This window comes from Chitinophaga sp. (genome assembly GCF_035564935.1).
In the GTDB taxonomy this organism is placed as follows: domain Bacteria; phylum Bacteroidota; class Bacteroidia; order Chitinophagales; family Chitinophagaceae; genus Chitinophaga.
Window position 1 is genome coordinate 14487 of record NZ_DATMTE010000369.1, and the last position, 16994, is coordinate 31480.

13 protein-coding genes are annotated in these 16994 nt (G+C 49.2%); 10 read left to right on the forward strand and 3 right to left on the reverse strand.

Annotated elements, in window-relative coordinates:
- Positions 1 to 17 precede the first annotated feature (17 nt).
- The 7 genes from VN105_RS09790 to VN105_RS09820 all read left to right on the forward strand — a co-directional run bounded on the left by VN105_RS09790 (position 18) and on the right by VN105_RS09820 (position 11523).
- Positions 18 to 1526, forward strand: a complete 1509-nt coding sequence (locus VN105_RS09790) for a RagB/SusD family nutrient uptake outer membrane protein (RefSeq protein ID WP_325640306.1) — start codon at positions 18 to 20, stop codon at positions 1524 to 1526.
- Between the two features lie 11 nt (positions 1527 to 1537).
- On the forward strand, positions 1538 to 2263 hold the full coding sequence (locus VN105_RS09795; protein WP_325640308.1) for a hypothetical protein: 726 nt from the start codon (positions 1538 to 1540) through the stop codon (positions 2261 to 2263).
- Positions 2264 to 2285: 22 nt separating this feature from the next.
- Positions 2286 to 3878, forward strand: coding sequence for a DUF5008 domain-containing protein (locus VN105_RS09800; RefSeq protein WP_325640310.1), 1593 nt, complete (start codon positions 2286 to 2288; stop codon positions 3876 to 3878).
- 25 nt (positions 3879 to 3903) lie between these two features.
- Positions 3904 to 5664: an alkaline phosphatase family protein gene (locus tag VN105_RS09805; protein ID WP_325640312.1), complete on the forward strand. Its 1761-nt coding sequence runs from the start codon at positions 3904 to 3906 to the stop codon at positions 5662 to 5664.
- A gap of 11 nt (positions 5665 to 5675) precedes the next feature.
- Positions 5676 to 7130 (forward strand): carbohydrate-binding protein, encoded by a 1455-nt coding sequence (locus VN105_RS09810; protein ID WP_325640314.1) that lies wholly within the window; start codon positions 5676 to 5678, stop codon positions 7128 to 7130.
- Positions 7131 to 7197: 67 nt separating this feature from the next.
- Positions 7198 to 11028 carry a glycosyl hydrolase family 28-related protein gene (locus tag VN105_RS09815; protein WP_325640316.1) on the forward strand — a complete coding sequence of 1277 codons (3831 nt, stop codon included), beginning with the start codon at positions 7198 to 7200 and terminating at the stop codon, positions 11026 to 11028.
- A gap of 114 nt (positions 11029 to 11142) precedes the next feature.
- The gene (locus tag VN105_RS09820; protein ID WP_325640318.1) at positions 11143 to 11523 is read left to right on the forward strand and encodes a hypothetical protein; all 381 of its coding nucleotides are present in this window, start codon (positions 11143 to 11145) and stop codon (positions 11521 to 11523) included.
- Positions 11524 to 11526: 3 nt separating this feature from the next.
- Here the strand turns inward: VN105_RS09820 and VN105_RS09825 are convergent, their stop codons facing one another.
- A complete protein-coding gene (locus tag VN105_RS09825; RefSeq protein ID WP_325640320.1) occupies positions 11527 to 13929 on the reverse strand; it encodes an ABC transporter permease in 2403 nt (800 codons plus the stop codon).
- Between the two features lie 209 nt (positions 13930 to 14138).
- Between VN105_RS09825 and VN105_RS09830 the strand changes: the two genes are divergently transcribed.
- The 3 genes from VN105_RS09830 to VN105_RS09840 are packed head-to-tail and all read left to right on the forward strand — an operon-like array spanning position 14139 to position 16319.
- Positions 14139 to 15230 carry an AI-2E family transporter gene (locus VN105_RS09830; RefSeq protein ID WP_325640321.1) on the forward strand — a complete coding sequence of 364 codons (1092 nt, stop codon included), beginning with the start codon at positions 14139 to 14141 and terminating at the stop codon, positions 15228 to 15230.
- Between the two features lie 32 nt (positions 15231 to 15262).
- Positions 15263 to 15745, forward strand: coding sequence for a hypothetical protein (locus VN105_RS09835; protein WP_325640324.1), 483 nt, complete (start codon positions 15263 to 15265; stop codon positions 15743 to 15745).
- A 55-nt stretch (positions 15746 to 15800) separates the two neighbouring features.
- On the forward strand, positions 15801 to 16319 hold the full coding sequence (locus VN105_RS09840) for a GNAT family N-acetyltransferase (RefSeq protein ID WP_325640326.1): 519 nt from the start codon (positions 15801 to 15803) through the stop codon (positions 16317 to 16319).
- Here the strand turns inward: VN105_RS09840 and VN105_RS09845 are convergent.
- Positions 16308 to 16631 carry a hypothetical protein gene (locus VN105_RS09845; RefSeq protein ID WP_325640328.1) on the reverse strand — a complete coding sequence of 108 codons (324 nt, stop codon included), beginning with the start codon at positions 16629 to 16631 and terminating at the stop codon, positions 16308 to 16310. The two genes, VN105_RS09840 and VN105_RS09845, sit on opposite strands and share 12 nt — an antisense overlap.
- Positions 16632 to 16636: 5 nt before the next feature.
- The coding region (locus VN105_RS09850; protein WP_325640330.1) for a DUF899 family protein at positions 16637 to 16994 on the reverse strand (358 nt) is incomplete at its 5' end.

Consider the following 16994-nt stretch of genomic DNA (forward strand, 5'->3'; position numbering starts at 1 on the left):
TTTAAAAGTTATTGATCATGAACCGCAAGATTATCTGTTTACTCGCATTATTGCTTGCACTGGGTCAGCAAGGCTGTAAGAAGTTCCTGAACGTAAAGCCGCTGGACCGGCTTTCAGGTAACGCCTTTTTGCAGAACAGGGAAGATATTGAAAATAATCTCTGGGATACTTACGGGTTGCTGCGCGATAAATTAGGCTCCTGCCCGTTCCTGCCAAATGCCGGCGACATCCGTTCCGGTATGATGGCCGAATCGCCGGAGGAAGCCGGCCGTAACTATGTACACTTCGTTTCACAGAACGACCTTGCCACTTTTATTGCACTCCGTGGCAATGATGGATTATATCATTGGGTGGAGCTTACCCGCTGGCAGGGATTTTATAAAGTGATACAGGCCGCCAACAATTTATATTATGAGGTAGGAAGAAGGGAATTTGCAGATGTGTCTGCCACACAAAGAAAACAATACCAGGCGGAAGCCGTTTTTCTCCGTTGCATCAGCTACTGGCTCATGGTAAGGGTTTGGGGAGATGTGCCATATTATGCAGATCCCTATCACAGCGATCCTTTGCCCAGGGAGAAGATGGTAACGGTAGTGAAAAACTGCCTGGACGACCTGGCGAAAGTAAAAGACGACCTGCCCTGGCAATACAGCGATCCTGCTTATGTAGGTGTACGCGCTACCAAAGGCGCATTGCTCACCCTCATGATGGAACTGGATGTATGGAATGCCGGCTTTGATAAGGCCAATGCAAAAAGCTATTTCCAACAGGCGGCAGACATGGGCACAGAACTGGTGAACAGCGGGCAATATGAGCTGCTGCTCCTGAGCGATTACCGCAAACTGTTCCAGGGCCGTACTAAAGAAAGCCTGTTTGAAATTGCGCAGAACGCCAACTATAATGAGATCATTATGTACAATACCTTCTCCGACCTGGTATTGCATTACCCGTATAAAAGACCCGTAGCCACGCACCAGCACAGCTACTCTTACTTCCGGGCCGATTTCCTCCGGATGTTGTTCCCTTCTGGCCAGCCGGATGCCCGTGTACAATACTGGTTCGATGAAAATATGTTTGCAGATAACGGCGACTTCCAGTACCTCAAGTTTGTAAACGTATATGCGATCAACGACCAGGAGGATTATAATCCGGACGGCAACGTGATCATCTTCCGGTATGCCGACGGCGTGCTGCTGCTGGCGGAGGCCCTGGCGGAACTGGGCCGCAACGCCGAAGCCATCACACAACTGAACTCCGTGCGCAGAAGGGCGTTGTCAAATCCATATACCGGCCCCAGTGGCGATGCCCTGAAAGATGAGATCTTCGCGGAAAGGGCGCGGGAACTGATGGGCGAGGGGCACTATTATTTCGACCTGGTAAGAACAGGCCGCATCTTCAATTCCAAATGGTGCTATTACCCGCTTACAAAATTACAGTTCGATATGGGCGCATGGACCTGGCCCCTGGATCCTGCTATCCAGAACCAGAACCCATTGGTGCAATTAAATACTTACTGGACTAATTAAATCTCCCGGTTATGAACTCACTGAAAAAATATAGTCTTCACGGAGTAGTGTTGCTGATGATCGCACTCACTGCATTGTCTTCCTGTAAAAAAGATAATTACTATCTCGACTCCGGGCTGGCCAATCCTTACTTCGATGGTAATGTAGTGGATTACCTCAACGCCAAACCATTTTATTTCGATTCGGTAGCGGCTATAGTAAAACTGGCAGGTATGGAAGATATCTTCACTTCCGACACCGTCACCTTTTTTGCGCCTACTGATTACAGTATCCTGAACCTGATCAAATCTACCAACAGCGCATTGTACAGTGGCGGCTTTGATACCATCCGCACACTGCAGGATGTACCGCCGGAAATATGGCGTAAATATTTGTCGGTATATCTTTTTCATGGCGCTAACCAGCTGAAAGACTACCCGCAGATCGATTACAGCCTGCTGATCAATTTCCCGGGGCAGATGTATTACTCGTGGGATAACCAGCCGATGAATATCGGGGTGGTCTACAATTCAGACAACGGGGTAAAGTATGTAGGATACCGCCAGCTCAGTATTTCCTACATTCCTGATGCTGCGGCGCCAACCGCTAACTGGACCACTTCATTTGTGGCGTCCTGTAATATACTTACCAAAAACGGGGTAGTACATGTGCTGAGCGCCAATCACGCCACCTTCGGGTTTGCCCCCGGCAAATTTGCCCAGGATGTACAGGCCGTATTCGCTAATTCCGGGAAGTAAAACTTTATATCAAATGAGATGCATGCAAAAATATTATAGCGCACTTCTTTTATCCGGCCTTTGCATGATGCTGCTGGGGAGTTGCAAAAATAACAAGGAGAAAGTGTATGATGATCCCTACGCCGGCGGCAAGCCTGCCCTGGGCATCAGGATGAGCACCGATTTCCCGGCGCCGAGGCTCGGCGATCCCGGCTCCACTGTTACCTTTAAAGCAACAGGATTGATGCCTTATAAATCGGACCTGAAATTCTTTATCAACAGCGAACTGGCCGAGGTAGTGGGGGTAGACAGCTCAGGCATCAAAGTAAAGGTGCCGGAAAACGCCAGCACCGGTATCGGTTATGTGACCATTGGCGATCGTATTGTATTTGGACCGGTGTTCCGCGTGAATGGTAAACTCTCTGCTGATAATACCTTCAAAGCACTGGTGGGCTCCAACGGCTACATCAGCAAAGTATTGCCGCTGGCCGATGGCCGGATGATCCTGGTGGGAAGTTTTTCCAACTATGAAAATAAAGGATCGGTAAAACCGCTGAACCGTATTATTCTTATTTCCAAAGACGGGGAACTGGACCGCTCCCTCCAGATCGGAGACGGGGTAGGAGGTTACCTGAATACCATTACTACGCTGCCTAACGGAAAAATGGTGATCGCCGGCGGTTTCTCTACCTACGATATTCATCTCGGCGAAGTAAATAACATCACGGTACTGAACAGCAACGGCGCCATTGACAGTATGGTGGTAAGAACCTTCCTGGACCAGGACACCGTGCCTGCCTTCAACGGCGGGGTAGACGGCAATATACAGCGCGCATTTGTGCATGGTAACACCATTACGGCTACCGGCAGTTTCAATTTCTACCTGCAACGGGTATACGGAAAATCCGATTACCGTGCAAAACGCGATTCACTGATAGTGGATTCTGTAAGAATAAAAAACCTGGTACGCTTCTTTGCCGACGGATCGCTTGACTCTTCCTTCAATTACAACTTCCTGCTGCATCGCAGCAATGATGGCCCCAACGGCCCGGTGAACGATGCTTTTATGCAGGAAGACGGGAAGCTGATCATTGCCGGGCGCTTCACCAGGTATAACAATGAATCCGTGAACTACATCGTTCGCCTGAATACAGATGGTACCATTGACCGTACTTTTAAAGTAGGTACCGGGGCAGACAACTATATTTCATCCATCACTTATAATGAAAGCGCCCGCCGGTTTATGCTGTCGGGTAACTTTACCAGCTTCGACGGAAAAGCACAGAACGGGCTGGTAATGCTGAATGAAGACGGCTCTGTAGATCCTTCTTTCAAAGGCGCTACTAAAAATCCGGACGACAGTTATGCGTACGCCAAACAATTGTCTAACGGCATGGTACTCGTAAGCGGCTATTTCAAAAACTACGGTGGCGTTCATCGCGGGCACTTTATGCTGCTGGATCATACCGGTGCGCTGGCCAAAGGATACAATACCACCGGCGACCTGGATGGCATCGTTAATGGCGTACTGGAAACGAGGAACTTCGCCGGCCAGCTGCAACTGCTCATCACCGGCGGATTCAGCAAGTTTGATGAACAACCCGCCGGCAACATCACCAGGCTTTTACTTAAATGATCGTTACCTTCTAATTCACTGACACATGCAGAAAAATAAAACAATATGGCTTAACGGGATGATGGGATTACTCTTGGGAGGCCTCGTGAGCTGGACAGCCTGCAACAAGGAACCCGACCGGGTGCTGGAGCCGGGCGACTATACCGATACCACCAGCGCTGTTGTAAAAAATCCCAAAGTACTGTTCGTGATCATGGACGGCGCCAGGGGCCAGTCGGTACGCGATGCCAATGCCCCTAACATCAGCGCGCTTACTGATCATGCCATCTTCAGCTGGAACTCCGTTACAGACACCGATATCGGGGACCTGACCACCTGGGCCGATCTGCTCACCGGTGTTCATAAAGCCAAGCACAGTATCGAAGGCAATACCATGGACAATAACAACCTGAACAACTTCCCTGTATTCTTTAAACGTATTAAAGAAAGGGCGCCGGGTATCCATATTGCGGCCTATAGCTCTTCAGATGCATTGGGCAACAATCTTACTACAGGAGCAGATGTAAATAAAGTATTTGCAGATAACGATGAAGCCGCTACCACCGCCGCTGTAGCCGGCCTGGCGGAGGATAGCGCCGGACTGGTAATGGTGCAGTACAACAATGTAGATGCCAGCGGTAAACAGTATGGTTATGACCTCAGCATACCACAATACCGCAACGCTATCCTGCAAACGGATGATTATATAGGGAAACTGCTCAACGCGATCAAAGCACGTAAAACCTATGCAGGGGAAAACTGGATGATAGTAGTAGTGAGTAATCACGGTGGCGCCTATACGATACCGCCTACAGAGGATGATCATACTATTCTCAGCGATCCTAAAACGAATGGCTTCATTATTTATTCCACACCGGTGTATCTCCCTTCTTTCGTGGATAAACCGTATACGGGTAACCGTTATATAGGCAAAGGCGTGCACCTGTACGGAACAGATGCCAATGCTGTGTATGCCACCATTGATGATGTGAATCGCAATTACGACCTGAAAGATACCCGTGGTATGGCTATTGAAATGAAGATAAAGGTAATGCCGGGCGCCAATGGTGATTATACCTACTCCAATACTTCCGTGCTTTCCAAAAGGGCATCGCTTGATCCCGGTGTACAGGGATGGGCCGTAGTGCTGAACCAAAAAGGATGGCAGCTGAACGTAGGACAAAATGCCCCCGGCAGAACGGATAATATGATTGTGAACGGCGCCGATATCAGCGATGGCAACTGGCACGATATCGCTGCACAGTTCGTATACGATACCTCTGCACAAACTATGCATGTAAGAACCTTTACCGACGGTAAGTTCAACAACGATATCAACATTACCGGTTATGGCAACCTGAATAACGCCGAACCGCTGCGATTGGGCAACCTGCCCTATGCGGGCAGCTATCCCGCCCCCGATGTATACGTAACGGAGCTGAAGGTATGGGACAGCACAGCCACCGACCAGGTGATCAGCGACTATGCCTGTGAAACCAATATGTCGGCCACCCACCCTTTGAGGAAACAGCTCACCGGCTATTGGTCCGCCACCGACGGGCAAGGCCCGGTGCTGAAAGATAAAAGCGATAACCTCTCGGATTTTAAACTGAATGGCCCTTACGGCTGGTTTAATTTCAACGACCTGATCTGCCCGGCTTCACCAGCCAACATCTCCCAGCTGATGCCACAACCTGTGGACGTAAGCCGGCAGATCCTCGACTGGCTCCAGGTATCCGCTGATCTGCGCTGGAACCTCGACGGAAAGGTGTGGACCACCAGGTATGTAAGCATGAATAACAATTAATTATTTACAGGATGATAAATACAATAAAGTTCCCGCTCGCAACGCTGCTGGTAAGCTACCTGGCAGTAATGGCGGTGTCTTGTAAAAAGCCCGACATTAAAGGAGAAGAGATCACCGTGCAACAGGTGGGCGTTGCCTTTAAAACCGACAATGGATTGATGAAGATCCCTACAGGCGACAGCAGCTACACAAAGAACGATGCCACCGTAGATATACCATTAACGATCCGGCTGTCGGATGCCGCACCGTCGAGATTTGATATAGGCGTTACCGTTAACACGGATACTGTGGCTAACATGATCGCTGATAACAAGATCCCCGATGGCGTACTGCTGGAACAGGAAGCCTACAGCCTGCCCAACCTGGTGAACGTGCCCTTTGGCCGCGAAGAAGCCACCTTTACCCTGAAGGTGAACCTGGCTTCTTTCGAAAAATACTATGGCAAAACACTGGCGCTGGCAGTAGAGCTCACTGATCCTACTAAAAACAATAAGCTGGATGCGGCAAAGAAAATAGTAGTGGTGCAGATCAACACTACCAGTATTGTACCGGTAGACCAGATCCATTATGTGTATTACCCTGATAACGGTAAATCCGTACAGGTGCCTGCGGTTCGCGGAAAGAACTACACGGTAGGTCCCGGCACGTTGCAGGTGCCGGTAAATGTAAGCTATACCAGCAGCGCCGGCCCGTCTTTTTACCTGCGGGTTAAACCCAACATGGATACCATTGCCAAACTGGTGGCGGCTAATGGTTTGCCTGGCACGGAAGCCCTCACTGCGGCGGATTTTTCCCTGCCTGATTCTATTTCGTTCAAGGACTTTAATAACTCGCTGTCGTTCCCCGTTACCGTGAAACTGGCTGCCCTGCTGGCGCATCCGGGAAAGAAAGTGGCGCTGGCGGTAGATATCACCGATCCATCTATCTACAAAATAGATACTACTAAAAAAACAATGGTAATAGTAGTAGATGCCTCAGGGCTTAAATACAACCCGTATTCCGGTACAGCGTTGCAACTGCCTGCCGGCGCAGGTGCTTCGGTAACCATCAAGGCGGCCGACTTTGACCTCGGCGGGGAAGGATGGGGCTATCATGAAACCACAGACAACAATATCCCTGGTACTTACCGCCCCAATGAAGGCGTGGATATTGAAGGCAACGGCGCCAACATCGGGTTCACTGCCGATGGAGAGTGGCTGAAATACAGCGTGGAAGCACCTTCGGAGGGCGACTACGACATTGCCATTGCGATTACTACACCTAATGGCGGCGATCGTGGACTGCACATAGAAGTAGACGATGTAAATCAAACCGGCAGGATCCCGTTCACCAACACCGGCGGCTGGGGCAACTGGGTGTATTTGCACGGCAACCTGCATCTCACACCTGGCAAGCACCTGGTGAAGTTTGTATGGGAAACCGGCGATACCAACCTGCGTGATTTTATATTCACCCGTAAAAATTAACCACTGCATGGGATTGTTCAGAAAGAACAATCCCATGTTTTTTTCTCCATGAAAACTTAATCCGCGTATGAAAACTATCTTACACAACCCTCCCAAAATCTGTTTGCTGCTATTTGTTTTTGCCCTGTTGCCTTTTATACAGGCAACCGCGCAAACATGGCAATTGATTAATCCATTGTACCCCACAAAAGATGCTTTTGTAGCAGCCTACAATGTAGCGGACTACGGCGCCTCCGGCGATGGCGTTACTGATGTAACCGCCATTTTCCAGAACAGGCTCGATACCCTGCGTACCCTCGGTGGTGGTACGCTGTTTGTACCGCAGGGTAAATATAAGATCAGCGGCAACCTGGTGATCCCCAAAGGCGTTACCATCCGCGGGGAATGGCAGAAGCCCGTAAAAGGACAAGCCATTACCGGCACTATCCTCATGGCTTATGCCGGTCGGGGTGATGAAAATGCGGCGGCTTTTATTACCATGGAGCCTTCTTCCGCGGTAATGGATATGGCTATCTGGTACCCGGAGCAATTGCCCGGCAGTATTACGCCGTATCCGCCGGCTATCCTGTTTGGTAAGCCCAACTATTTTGGTAATGATTACTGTAACACCAAGAATGTAACTTTTGTGAACGCCTATAGCGGGGCAGTGTTTTCCCGTGTCAACGGCGGCAGTTGTCCTATTATTAACGGTCTTTATGGCACGCCGCTTTCCCGCGGTATTGAAATAGACAACATTGCCGATGTGGGTCATATGGAAAGCATCGATTTTTCACCGGCGTATTGGTCGGGCTCCGGACTTGCTAACGCACCCGCCGCCGGCAGTTCCTTTGAAGGATGGATCTACCAGAATGGTACCGGTATTGTGATGAGAAGAAACGACTGGTCGTACACCTGTTTTGTAAATATTGAAGGATATAACAAAGGATTTCACACAGCGCCATCGCTTACTACGGTTGGTTCTATTCCCAACGGGCACAACTACGGCATGACCTTTACCAATTGTAAAACAGGCATTTACCTGGAAGTGGTAAGTTCAGACGGTATCATGTTTGCCCGTTGCAATACCGTTTCCTGCGAAACCGGCGTAGCCATTGCCTCCGGTACTTCCGGAACTGCGCAGTTCCATACCTGCACGTTGGGCGGCACGCTGAATGGCGTTACTGTTGATGCGGCTTCCACTACCCGCACCATGATGGAGCAATGCACCATCACTAAAGGGAAGGTAGATATTGGTGGTGGTACGCTCCTGGCATCCGACAATGATTTCAACAACAACCAGCCGCAAATTATGCTGGGCAATAATTCCAGGGGTATTATTACCGGCAACCGTTTTTCCAAAGGCGTCAACATACAGAACAATTCGCTATACACCAGCACTATTGATCATACGCCGCTTACACTGAAAGCATTGCCTGCATTCCCGGATGTAAGCAGTGAAACGAAGAAGCCCTCCAGGGCCGTATTGTACATTGCTACCAAAACGCCTTTCAATGCAGTGGCCGATGGCATTACGGATAATACCACCGCGCTGCAATCGGCGCTTAATAAAGCATCGCAGGATGGGGGCGGTATCGTGTTCCTGCCGCCGGGGAAATATAAGGTCACCGGGCATCTTACGGTGCCTTCCGGCGTGGAACTGAAAGGATCGGCCGATCTTAGTTCGGTACCTATGGGGCCTGGTAGTATTATTGAAGTTTATGCAGATAAGAATAACGCAGCGGGCACACCATTCCTCAAACTATCTGCCAACAGCGGAGTCAGGGGAATGACCTTCAATTACCCGGAGCAGGTGTACTCCAATTTACCCAATGCACCGGCGTATCCTTACCTGATCCAGGTAACGGGCAGCGATGCATACATCGTGAATGTAGGCATGCGTGCCACTTACAGCGGCATCGACCTGTTCACTTATAAATGCGATAACCATTATCTCGACTTCGTTGCCGGGCACGTATTTAAAAACGGCATCCGCGTTGGAGGAAATTCTGCCGGAGGCAAAATTTACAATCTCCAGTTCAATACCATCGTATATGCAGCAGGCGCAGAATCAAAATTTGGCAGCTGGCCCAACTCGCCTACCGGCGACAATTCCGGTGCATATGATTACAACTACGCCCATCTCGATTTCCTCACGCTGGGTAATTGCCAGGATGAAATATTGTACAACGATTTTGTATTCGGTTCTCATAGCGGTATTGTATTAAAATCTGAAAACGGCAGCGGTCCATCCGGCTTAAGCCTGGGACTGGGCATTGATGGTTCCCGCAACAGCATGCGTTTTGAAGGCTCCTCCGGCAACGGTATGGATTTTATCAATACACAGATAGTAGGGTACGGCGATACCACCACCACGTATATTTCCACACAGCCTACCTATACCGGTTCTTCCACCATGTTTAACTCCGACTACTGGGGTAACCCCGGCAAAGGGCTGATCATGAACGGTGGCACCATTAACATGCAGCAGGCGAACTTTCATCATCCCGGCCAGCTAAGATGGGGCAATATCACCAATGGCGCGCTGAATGTGCACAATTCGGCTATCTGGTCTGTAGGCTCCTTACTGAATACAGGTGCAGGCCCGCATTTGTCGGCGCGCTCCTCCATCATCGACAGCACGCAACTGCAAACCAGCACCGCTGCCTTATGGAAAAATAACCTCGGCAATATCTGGGGCGTTTCCATCGTGGGCGCTATGGACCGCCAGGGCTGGACGGCCACTGCTTCCGTTAACAACGGCAACGCGCAAAATGCGCTGGACAGCAACGCCACCACCCGCTGGGATACACAAGGCTCGCAGGTGAACGGGCAAACATTTACAGTAGATATGAAAACGGTGAACACCTTTCACGCTATTGTGCTGGATGTTACCGGCAGCCCGGACGATTCGCCCGCAGGCTACAGCATATACACTTCAGGCGACGGCGTGAACTGGGGCAGTCCCATAGCCACCGGCGTAGGTAATACCGGCATGACGCTGGCAGCCTTCACGGATAAAACCGGCAGGTACATCAAAATTGTGCAAACGGGCGCCAAAGGCAATTACTGGTCCATACACGAGCTGTATGTTTTTGGTAAGGTAGATGTAGCCAGCGTGAGCGTAATGCCGGTATCTGCCCGTATAAAGGTAGATTCCACCCTGCAGTTAACCGCTACCATCCTGCCCGCGAAAGCCACCAACAAAGCCAAAGTATGGAGCTCCGACAATACGGCGGTAGCTACGGTAGACAGCACCGGCAAAGTGAAAGCAAAAAGCGCCGGCGTAGCAGTGATCACTGTTACTACGCTCGACGGCAATAAAACCGCCATTTCCACAGATACGGTGTATTCCACCGCGTTTATAAAAGCGCCCCCGGTAGCTGTTAGTCCGCAGTTCCTGGTAAAAGCCGCGCCTTATGCCGGCCGGATAGCTATTGAGTGGTCGGCGCCCGGCAAATGGAAGTGGATAAAATTCATCGTGCAGCGGGCAGATGACGGGCAGCACTTCTATAACGTGAACACCCGCGCTGCCAACCCTGAAGAAGCTTTATATAAAGTGATGGATGATAATAAGACCAGCGGTGATACCTGGTACAGGGTACAGTCTGTAGGCCAGAGTAACGAAGTGGCTTACAGCAACGTGGTAAAAGTAGCGTCCGCAGATGGTATTTTCGTATATCCTAACCCGGTAACTGCAGGTCGCGTGCAGCTGCAGTTCAGGGAAGGCCCTGCCGGCAGGTACCAGTTGCGCCTGTTGAATTATATGAACCAGCCGGTGTATACCGCTACAGTAAATGTAACAGATAAGCATACGCCGGTAGCGCTGCAATGGGGCAGTAAAGTGCTGCCGGGGTATTATTTACTGGAAGCAACGCATACCAGTGGCAAGCGATTGGTGAAGGCCGTGGTGGTACAATAAAAAGGTTAATTGTTTATTATTCGATCTGATATGACGGCCGGCCTTTTAAGGCCGGCTTAAACAAAACTACCCGGATCATAAAATCATTTGATACTTTGCAGTAAAATCAGCACGATGTCAACATCTTTACCGGATCAAAACAGCGATCCTTTGCTTCATGCTTTCATTGCCGGTAAATCAGCGCAAACACTGGCATTGCTGGAACATTTTATTGCACAGTATGAAAAGCTGGGGAAGATATACCTGTATCCCACCAAATCAATGATTGGTATCGGTATCCATGATATCCGTGTAGCATGGGTTACACAGCTGGGAAAGAATTTTGTACATATCGTGTTCCCCTTTGAGAAATCTTATCCCGATAATTTATGCTTTCAGAAAATAGCGCAGGTACCGGGCAGTAACCGGCAGTTTAATCATCACTTCCGTATGTATCTACCGGAAGATATTAATGAAGAAGTACAGGACTTTATGCGGTTATCGCTGCAAGGCTGATCATTATTCTGACTTCAGCGATTTTGCAGGATTGGCAAGGGCTGCTTTTACAGACTGCACACCTACCGTGAGCAGCGCTACAAACAGGGCTATGAGCCCGGCAACAGCAAACATCCACCACTGTATTTGTATGCGGTAGGCATAGTCCTGTAACCAGCGATTCATGATATACCAGGTAAGGGGAGTGGCAATTACAATTCCTATACAAACAAGTTTAACGAAATCACGTGTTAACAGGTTTACAATATTCGCTACGGAAGCGCCAAGCACCTTACGGATACCTATTTCCTTGCTTCTTTTCGTGATGCTGTAGGCCGTTAATCCAAGGATGCCCAGGCAGGTAATAAAAAGGGTAAAACCGGAAAACAGCTGCACAATTTTCCCGAATTGCATTTCTGCTTTATACTGCTGATCATACAATTCGTCAAAAAAATGATAATCAAACGCATATTCCGGGTACTGTGATTTCCAGGCGGCAGCAATTTTTTTAATAGTGGAGCCGATGTCTGCCGTGTTTAGTTTAATGGCGTAGAATGCGCCATTACTATCGTTGTACCAGTGGATCATGGGAAGCAGCGCGCCTTTCAGCGACTGCTGGTGATAGTCGTCGATCACCCCGGTAATGATGCTATACTTCTCATCTGTCATGGTAAGGGTGATCTTTTTGCCAATGGCATCTTCGGGAGATGTAAAGCCGAACAGCCGGCTGGCCGATTTACTGATGATCAGGTGGTACCTGCTGGAGGTATCGGCCCTGAAGTTTTCTCCTGCCAGCAATTTAATATTCATCACCGGAAGAAAACCGGTATCAATTCCATAAGCGTAATAGTTATAGTTCAATCCCTGGTCGGAGCCATACTGGCTGATGCCGCTGAACGTACTCAGTTCATGCAGGCTTACGCCGGGAATGGAGCTGGTGTTACTGATCTTCACTACCTGAGGAAGCATGGATACCTGGTTCATAAATGCCTGGCTTTGCAAACGGCGCATGGAGTCAACAGCGCTGCCCTGGCCACGGGGAATCCGCAGCACAAGGATCTGTTCTGCATTAAGCCCCAGTTCCTGGTGGCGCATATAAGACAGCTGCCGGTATACAATCAGTGAGGCAGCCAGTACAATCAGCGCGGCCGCAAACTGGGCCGATACCAATACTTTCCTGAACAAAACCCCTTTGGCAGACATCGTGGAGATCCTGCCGGTAATACTTACAGGCTTTACCGCCGACAATACCAGTGCCGGGTATATCCCGGAAAGCAGGCAGTTGAAAACAAAAAGCGCAAGCATTATACCCCAGAAAAAAGAAGAATGGAAAAAGTCAGTATCAACAGGGTGGCCGGTTAACTTTATGTATGCAGGCATTAATACCTGTATCATCCCCAGTGCTATCACTGATGCCAGCAGGTTAATAAGCAGGGTTTCCGTCATAAATTGTTTGATCAGCGACAGGCGGGAGCCTCCCAGTACTTTACGCATGCCGGTTTCCCTGGTTCTGTCGGCAGCCCGGGCGGTAGACAGGTTAATATAGTTAATAGAGCCGATCAGCAATACCAACACAGCCACCACCATCATGAACTGCACCGTTTTAATATCGCCGTTTTCCTCGGGTTCAAAGGACTTATGAGAGTGGAGATGAATATCTTTCATGGGCTCCGCTACATACCGGTCGTTCTTCAGTCTTTCATCGGAGAATTTTTTCAGCTTCCGGTTAAACACGGTAAGATCCGTATGCGGCGCTAATTGAACATAGGTGTAATTATTATTCCCGTTAAATGAATTTAAGTCGAAGCCGCGTTTTGCCATGGTGGAGAATGAAATGAGCAGTTCAATTTTCAGGTGCGTATTGGCGGGTACATCTTTTATAACCCCGCTTACGGTGAAAAGCTCGTCGCCATCCCTGAATGTTTTGCCTAAGGCAGGGCTTCCGCTAAACATTCTCCTGGCAAGGGATTCCGTTAGTACGGCCTGGTAAGGAGCCTGGAATATATTTGCGGAGCTGCCCTCAGAAAAGGTATAACCGAACATGGTGAACATGGAAGGATCTACTGCATAGGCATGTGCTATTTTGTAGATCTTGTTGCCGGATTTTATTTCCGTCATCCCCTGCAAATTTTGCACCCGCACATAATCCACCACTTCCGGGAATTGTTTCTTCAGCATTGGGGCCATGGGGGGATGGGTTTCACAATCGGTTACCACATATTCGGCTCCTTTGTAAAGATCCAGGGTAATGCGGTAAATATCTCCCGCTTTTTTATAGAAGTTCTCATAACTATTTTCAAACCGCACGTAATTAATGATAAACAGGAAGCCGGCAGTAGCCAGCGCCAGTCCAACAATATTAATGGCGGTATAAAACCTGTCTTTCTTCAGGGTGCGGACAGCGGTTTTAAAATAGTTTGTAAGCATTGCAGTGGTATTTTACATAGTCCCGGTACCTGCACAAGAAGGTTGCCATATCTCGTGGGGCACGGCCAGTGAGGATTATATCCGGTAAGGGAAGGCGCAATTGTCCGGAAATGAACAGCTGTTGTCCGCTAATGCAGGTTTCATTTGTTCCGGCAAAAAAGAAGGTTTTAAGTATATTTAGGAAGAAACCCGGATAAAATACTGCCTGTATGAACCATCTTCGCCCTGCTTCCAAGAATATGATTGAATCCATCCTGGTGCTGTTGCTGCTGCTGGCTTTATTGCTGGCGCTTTATGATGTGCTGCGCCTGTTTTTCGGGGTCCTTACGTTTGCCCTGATCTTCTCTGTTTCCTTTCATCACCTGTTTGAGCGCATGGTGATATGGCTCAAAGGCCGCCGTAAACTGGCCGCCACCATATATGCGGTAGCGTTAGTAGCCATTATTGCCTTGCCGGTTACTTATTTTATTGCCGCCCTCAGCGGGCATATCAGGGAAGCTATTCACTGGATTGGCAATGTAAAGGAAAACGGCCTCCCGGAGCTGCCGGAGTGGCTGATCAACATGCCTTACATTGGCAGCGATATCACTGATTTCTGGGAGCATTTGCAGGAAAGTCCACGGGAAACATTATCCACCAACATCCATGAGCAACAGGTGAGAATGGTGCTGCATCACATTATCAGCAGCGGTGCAGGCATCCTCGGCGCTGCAGGGCAGCTGATCATCGGCATTATCATTTCAGCATTTTTCCTGGTGGGAGGGGAAAAGGCAGTGAAGCCCATCAGGGCTACCGCCCAGCACCTGCTGGGGCATAAAGACGGCGCCAGCCTTTTGAATGCTACCACTATGGCTATAAAGGGCGTATCAATAGGCGTAATGGGCACGGCCTTCATCACAGGAGTGGTGGCGTTTATAGGGCTAAAAATTGCAGACATCCCATTTGCCCTGGGGCTGGCAGCTCTCGTTTTTTTCCTGGTGGTGATACAGATAGGCCCGCTCGTGGTATGGATCCCTTTAATTATCTGGATGGCAATACAGGGGCATACGGGTATGACGCTTTTCCTGATCATTTACGGCGCCGCTATGCTGATAGGGGAAGCTATACTGAAACCTTTGCTGATTGCCCGGAGCGGCAAATTGCCCTTCCTGGTATTATTCCTCGGCGTAATTGGCGGTATGGCGGCATGGGGATTTACCGGTATGTTCAAAGGTGCTATCATTGTGGCGGTGTTCTACACCGTATTCACTTCCTGGCTGGAACGTAAAGATAGCGCCCGTGGCGTGCATGCTGCGGAATAGATAGTATCTTCGCCATCAGCATTAAACGGATTATGAAAGCAGCCAGCATCAGCGATATAAAAAAAGAGTTAACAACACTGCCACCGGCAGAACTGCAGGCCTTATGCCTGCGCCTCGCCAAATATAAGAACGATAACAAGGAGCTGCTTACCTACCTGCTGTTTGAAGCACATAACGAAGAAGGTTATATTAATGCCGTAAAGGAGGAAATAGATAAGGGATTTGTGGAGATGGCCGGCGATAAATTATATCACGCCAAAAAAAGGTTGCGGAAAATTCTGCGTATAACAAATAAGCATATACGTTATACAGGCTCTAAACCCACGGAAGTGGAACTGCTTATTTATTTTTGTAGAAAGATGAAACTATCCGGTTTATTATCTTCCTACAGCATTCAGCTGAACAATCTTTATGATCAACAGGTGAAGAAGATCACCAAAACAGTAGCCACCCTGCATGAAGACCTGCAATACGACTATCTCCGGCAGCTGGAGCGGCTTACAGGCAAAGAATAAGTACGCGCTGTAAATCCGGTTTGCTTCCTTCGCAGGAAAATTTTATTTTGAACGCATGAAAGTTCTGTTTGAAACGCCGAGGCTGCAGGTGCGCACATTTGCAGCTAACGACGATGCCTTTGTACTGGAGTTGCTGAATACGCCTTCCTGGCTGCAATATATAGGCGACCGCCATATACGCACGCTGGAAGATGCACAGCGTTATATCATGAACAACCTGTTACGCCTATACGCAGAACAGGGATATGGTGCGTGGGTAGCGGTATTGAAAGAAACGGGAAAGCCCATCGGTATCTGCGGATTGTTTAAAAGAAAATACCTGGAGCAACCCGACCTGGGATTTGCTTTCCTGCCGGCCTTTGAGGGGCAGGGCTATGCGTATGAAGCTGCTGCTGGTACTATTACCTATTCCAGGCAGGAACTGCCGTTTCCACGCTTGTTTGCCATCACGCAGCCGGATAATCACCGGTCCGTTCGTTTGCTGGAGCGCTCCGGATTTACCCTGCAGGGAACTATTCTCCCCCCGGGAGAAGCAGATGAGCTGATGTTATTTGACCTTGAACTAAGCCGCTGATTGCCGCCGTTTCCGGTAAGCCATCACCCGGCTTGCCGCCAGGTAAAACAACGAGCCCACGCACAACACCACCAGTCCAGATCTCAGCCATGTGGCAGCGGTTACAGACAACCCGATTCCTGTACCCAGCGCCACATAGGCAGCGAGACAAACCGGGCACTTTGGCAGCAGTACGAGGGTGATGCCCGGTATCAGCCATCGTACTCCTTTTACAAAGCGTTGCCGGAACGTAAGCGGACCGGTGGATTGCGCAGCGGTTGTTTTGCGATCACTGCTGCCCGTAGCAGCACCGCAGGAACAATGTGTTTTCATGATGATTAGTCTTCAGAACAACAGGATCCCGGTGTCTTTTCCTTATGATACCTGCCGGTATTGTCTACATGCCCTTTCTCATCGTAATTGTCGTGATGCCTTACCCAGGAAGTCAGATCCCCGCGGTCGTTGGTTTCGTTACGTCCAAATGGCGCTATATCCAGGTAATTGTAGGTGGCCAGCTGTAATTCGCCACCACGGCCATAAGTTGAATAAGTATGGTATATATCGCCGTTCTCATCTTTATAAAATACACTGAGCCCCGGAAGATCCTCCATACTCTGCGGTATATCTTCCACCACATTGTAATTATAAAATACTTTCCCGCTCTTCAGTTCCTCCGGTTGGAATGATACATGGTAA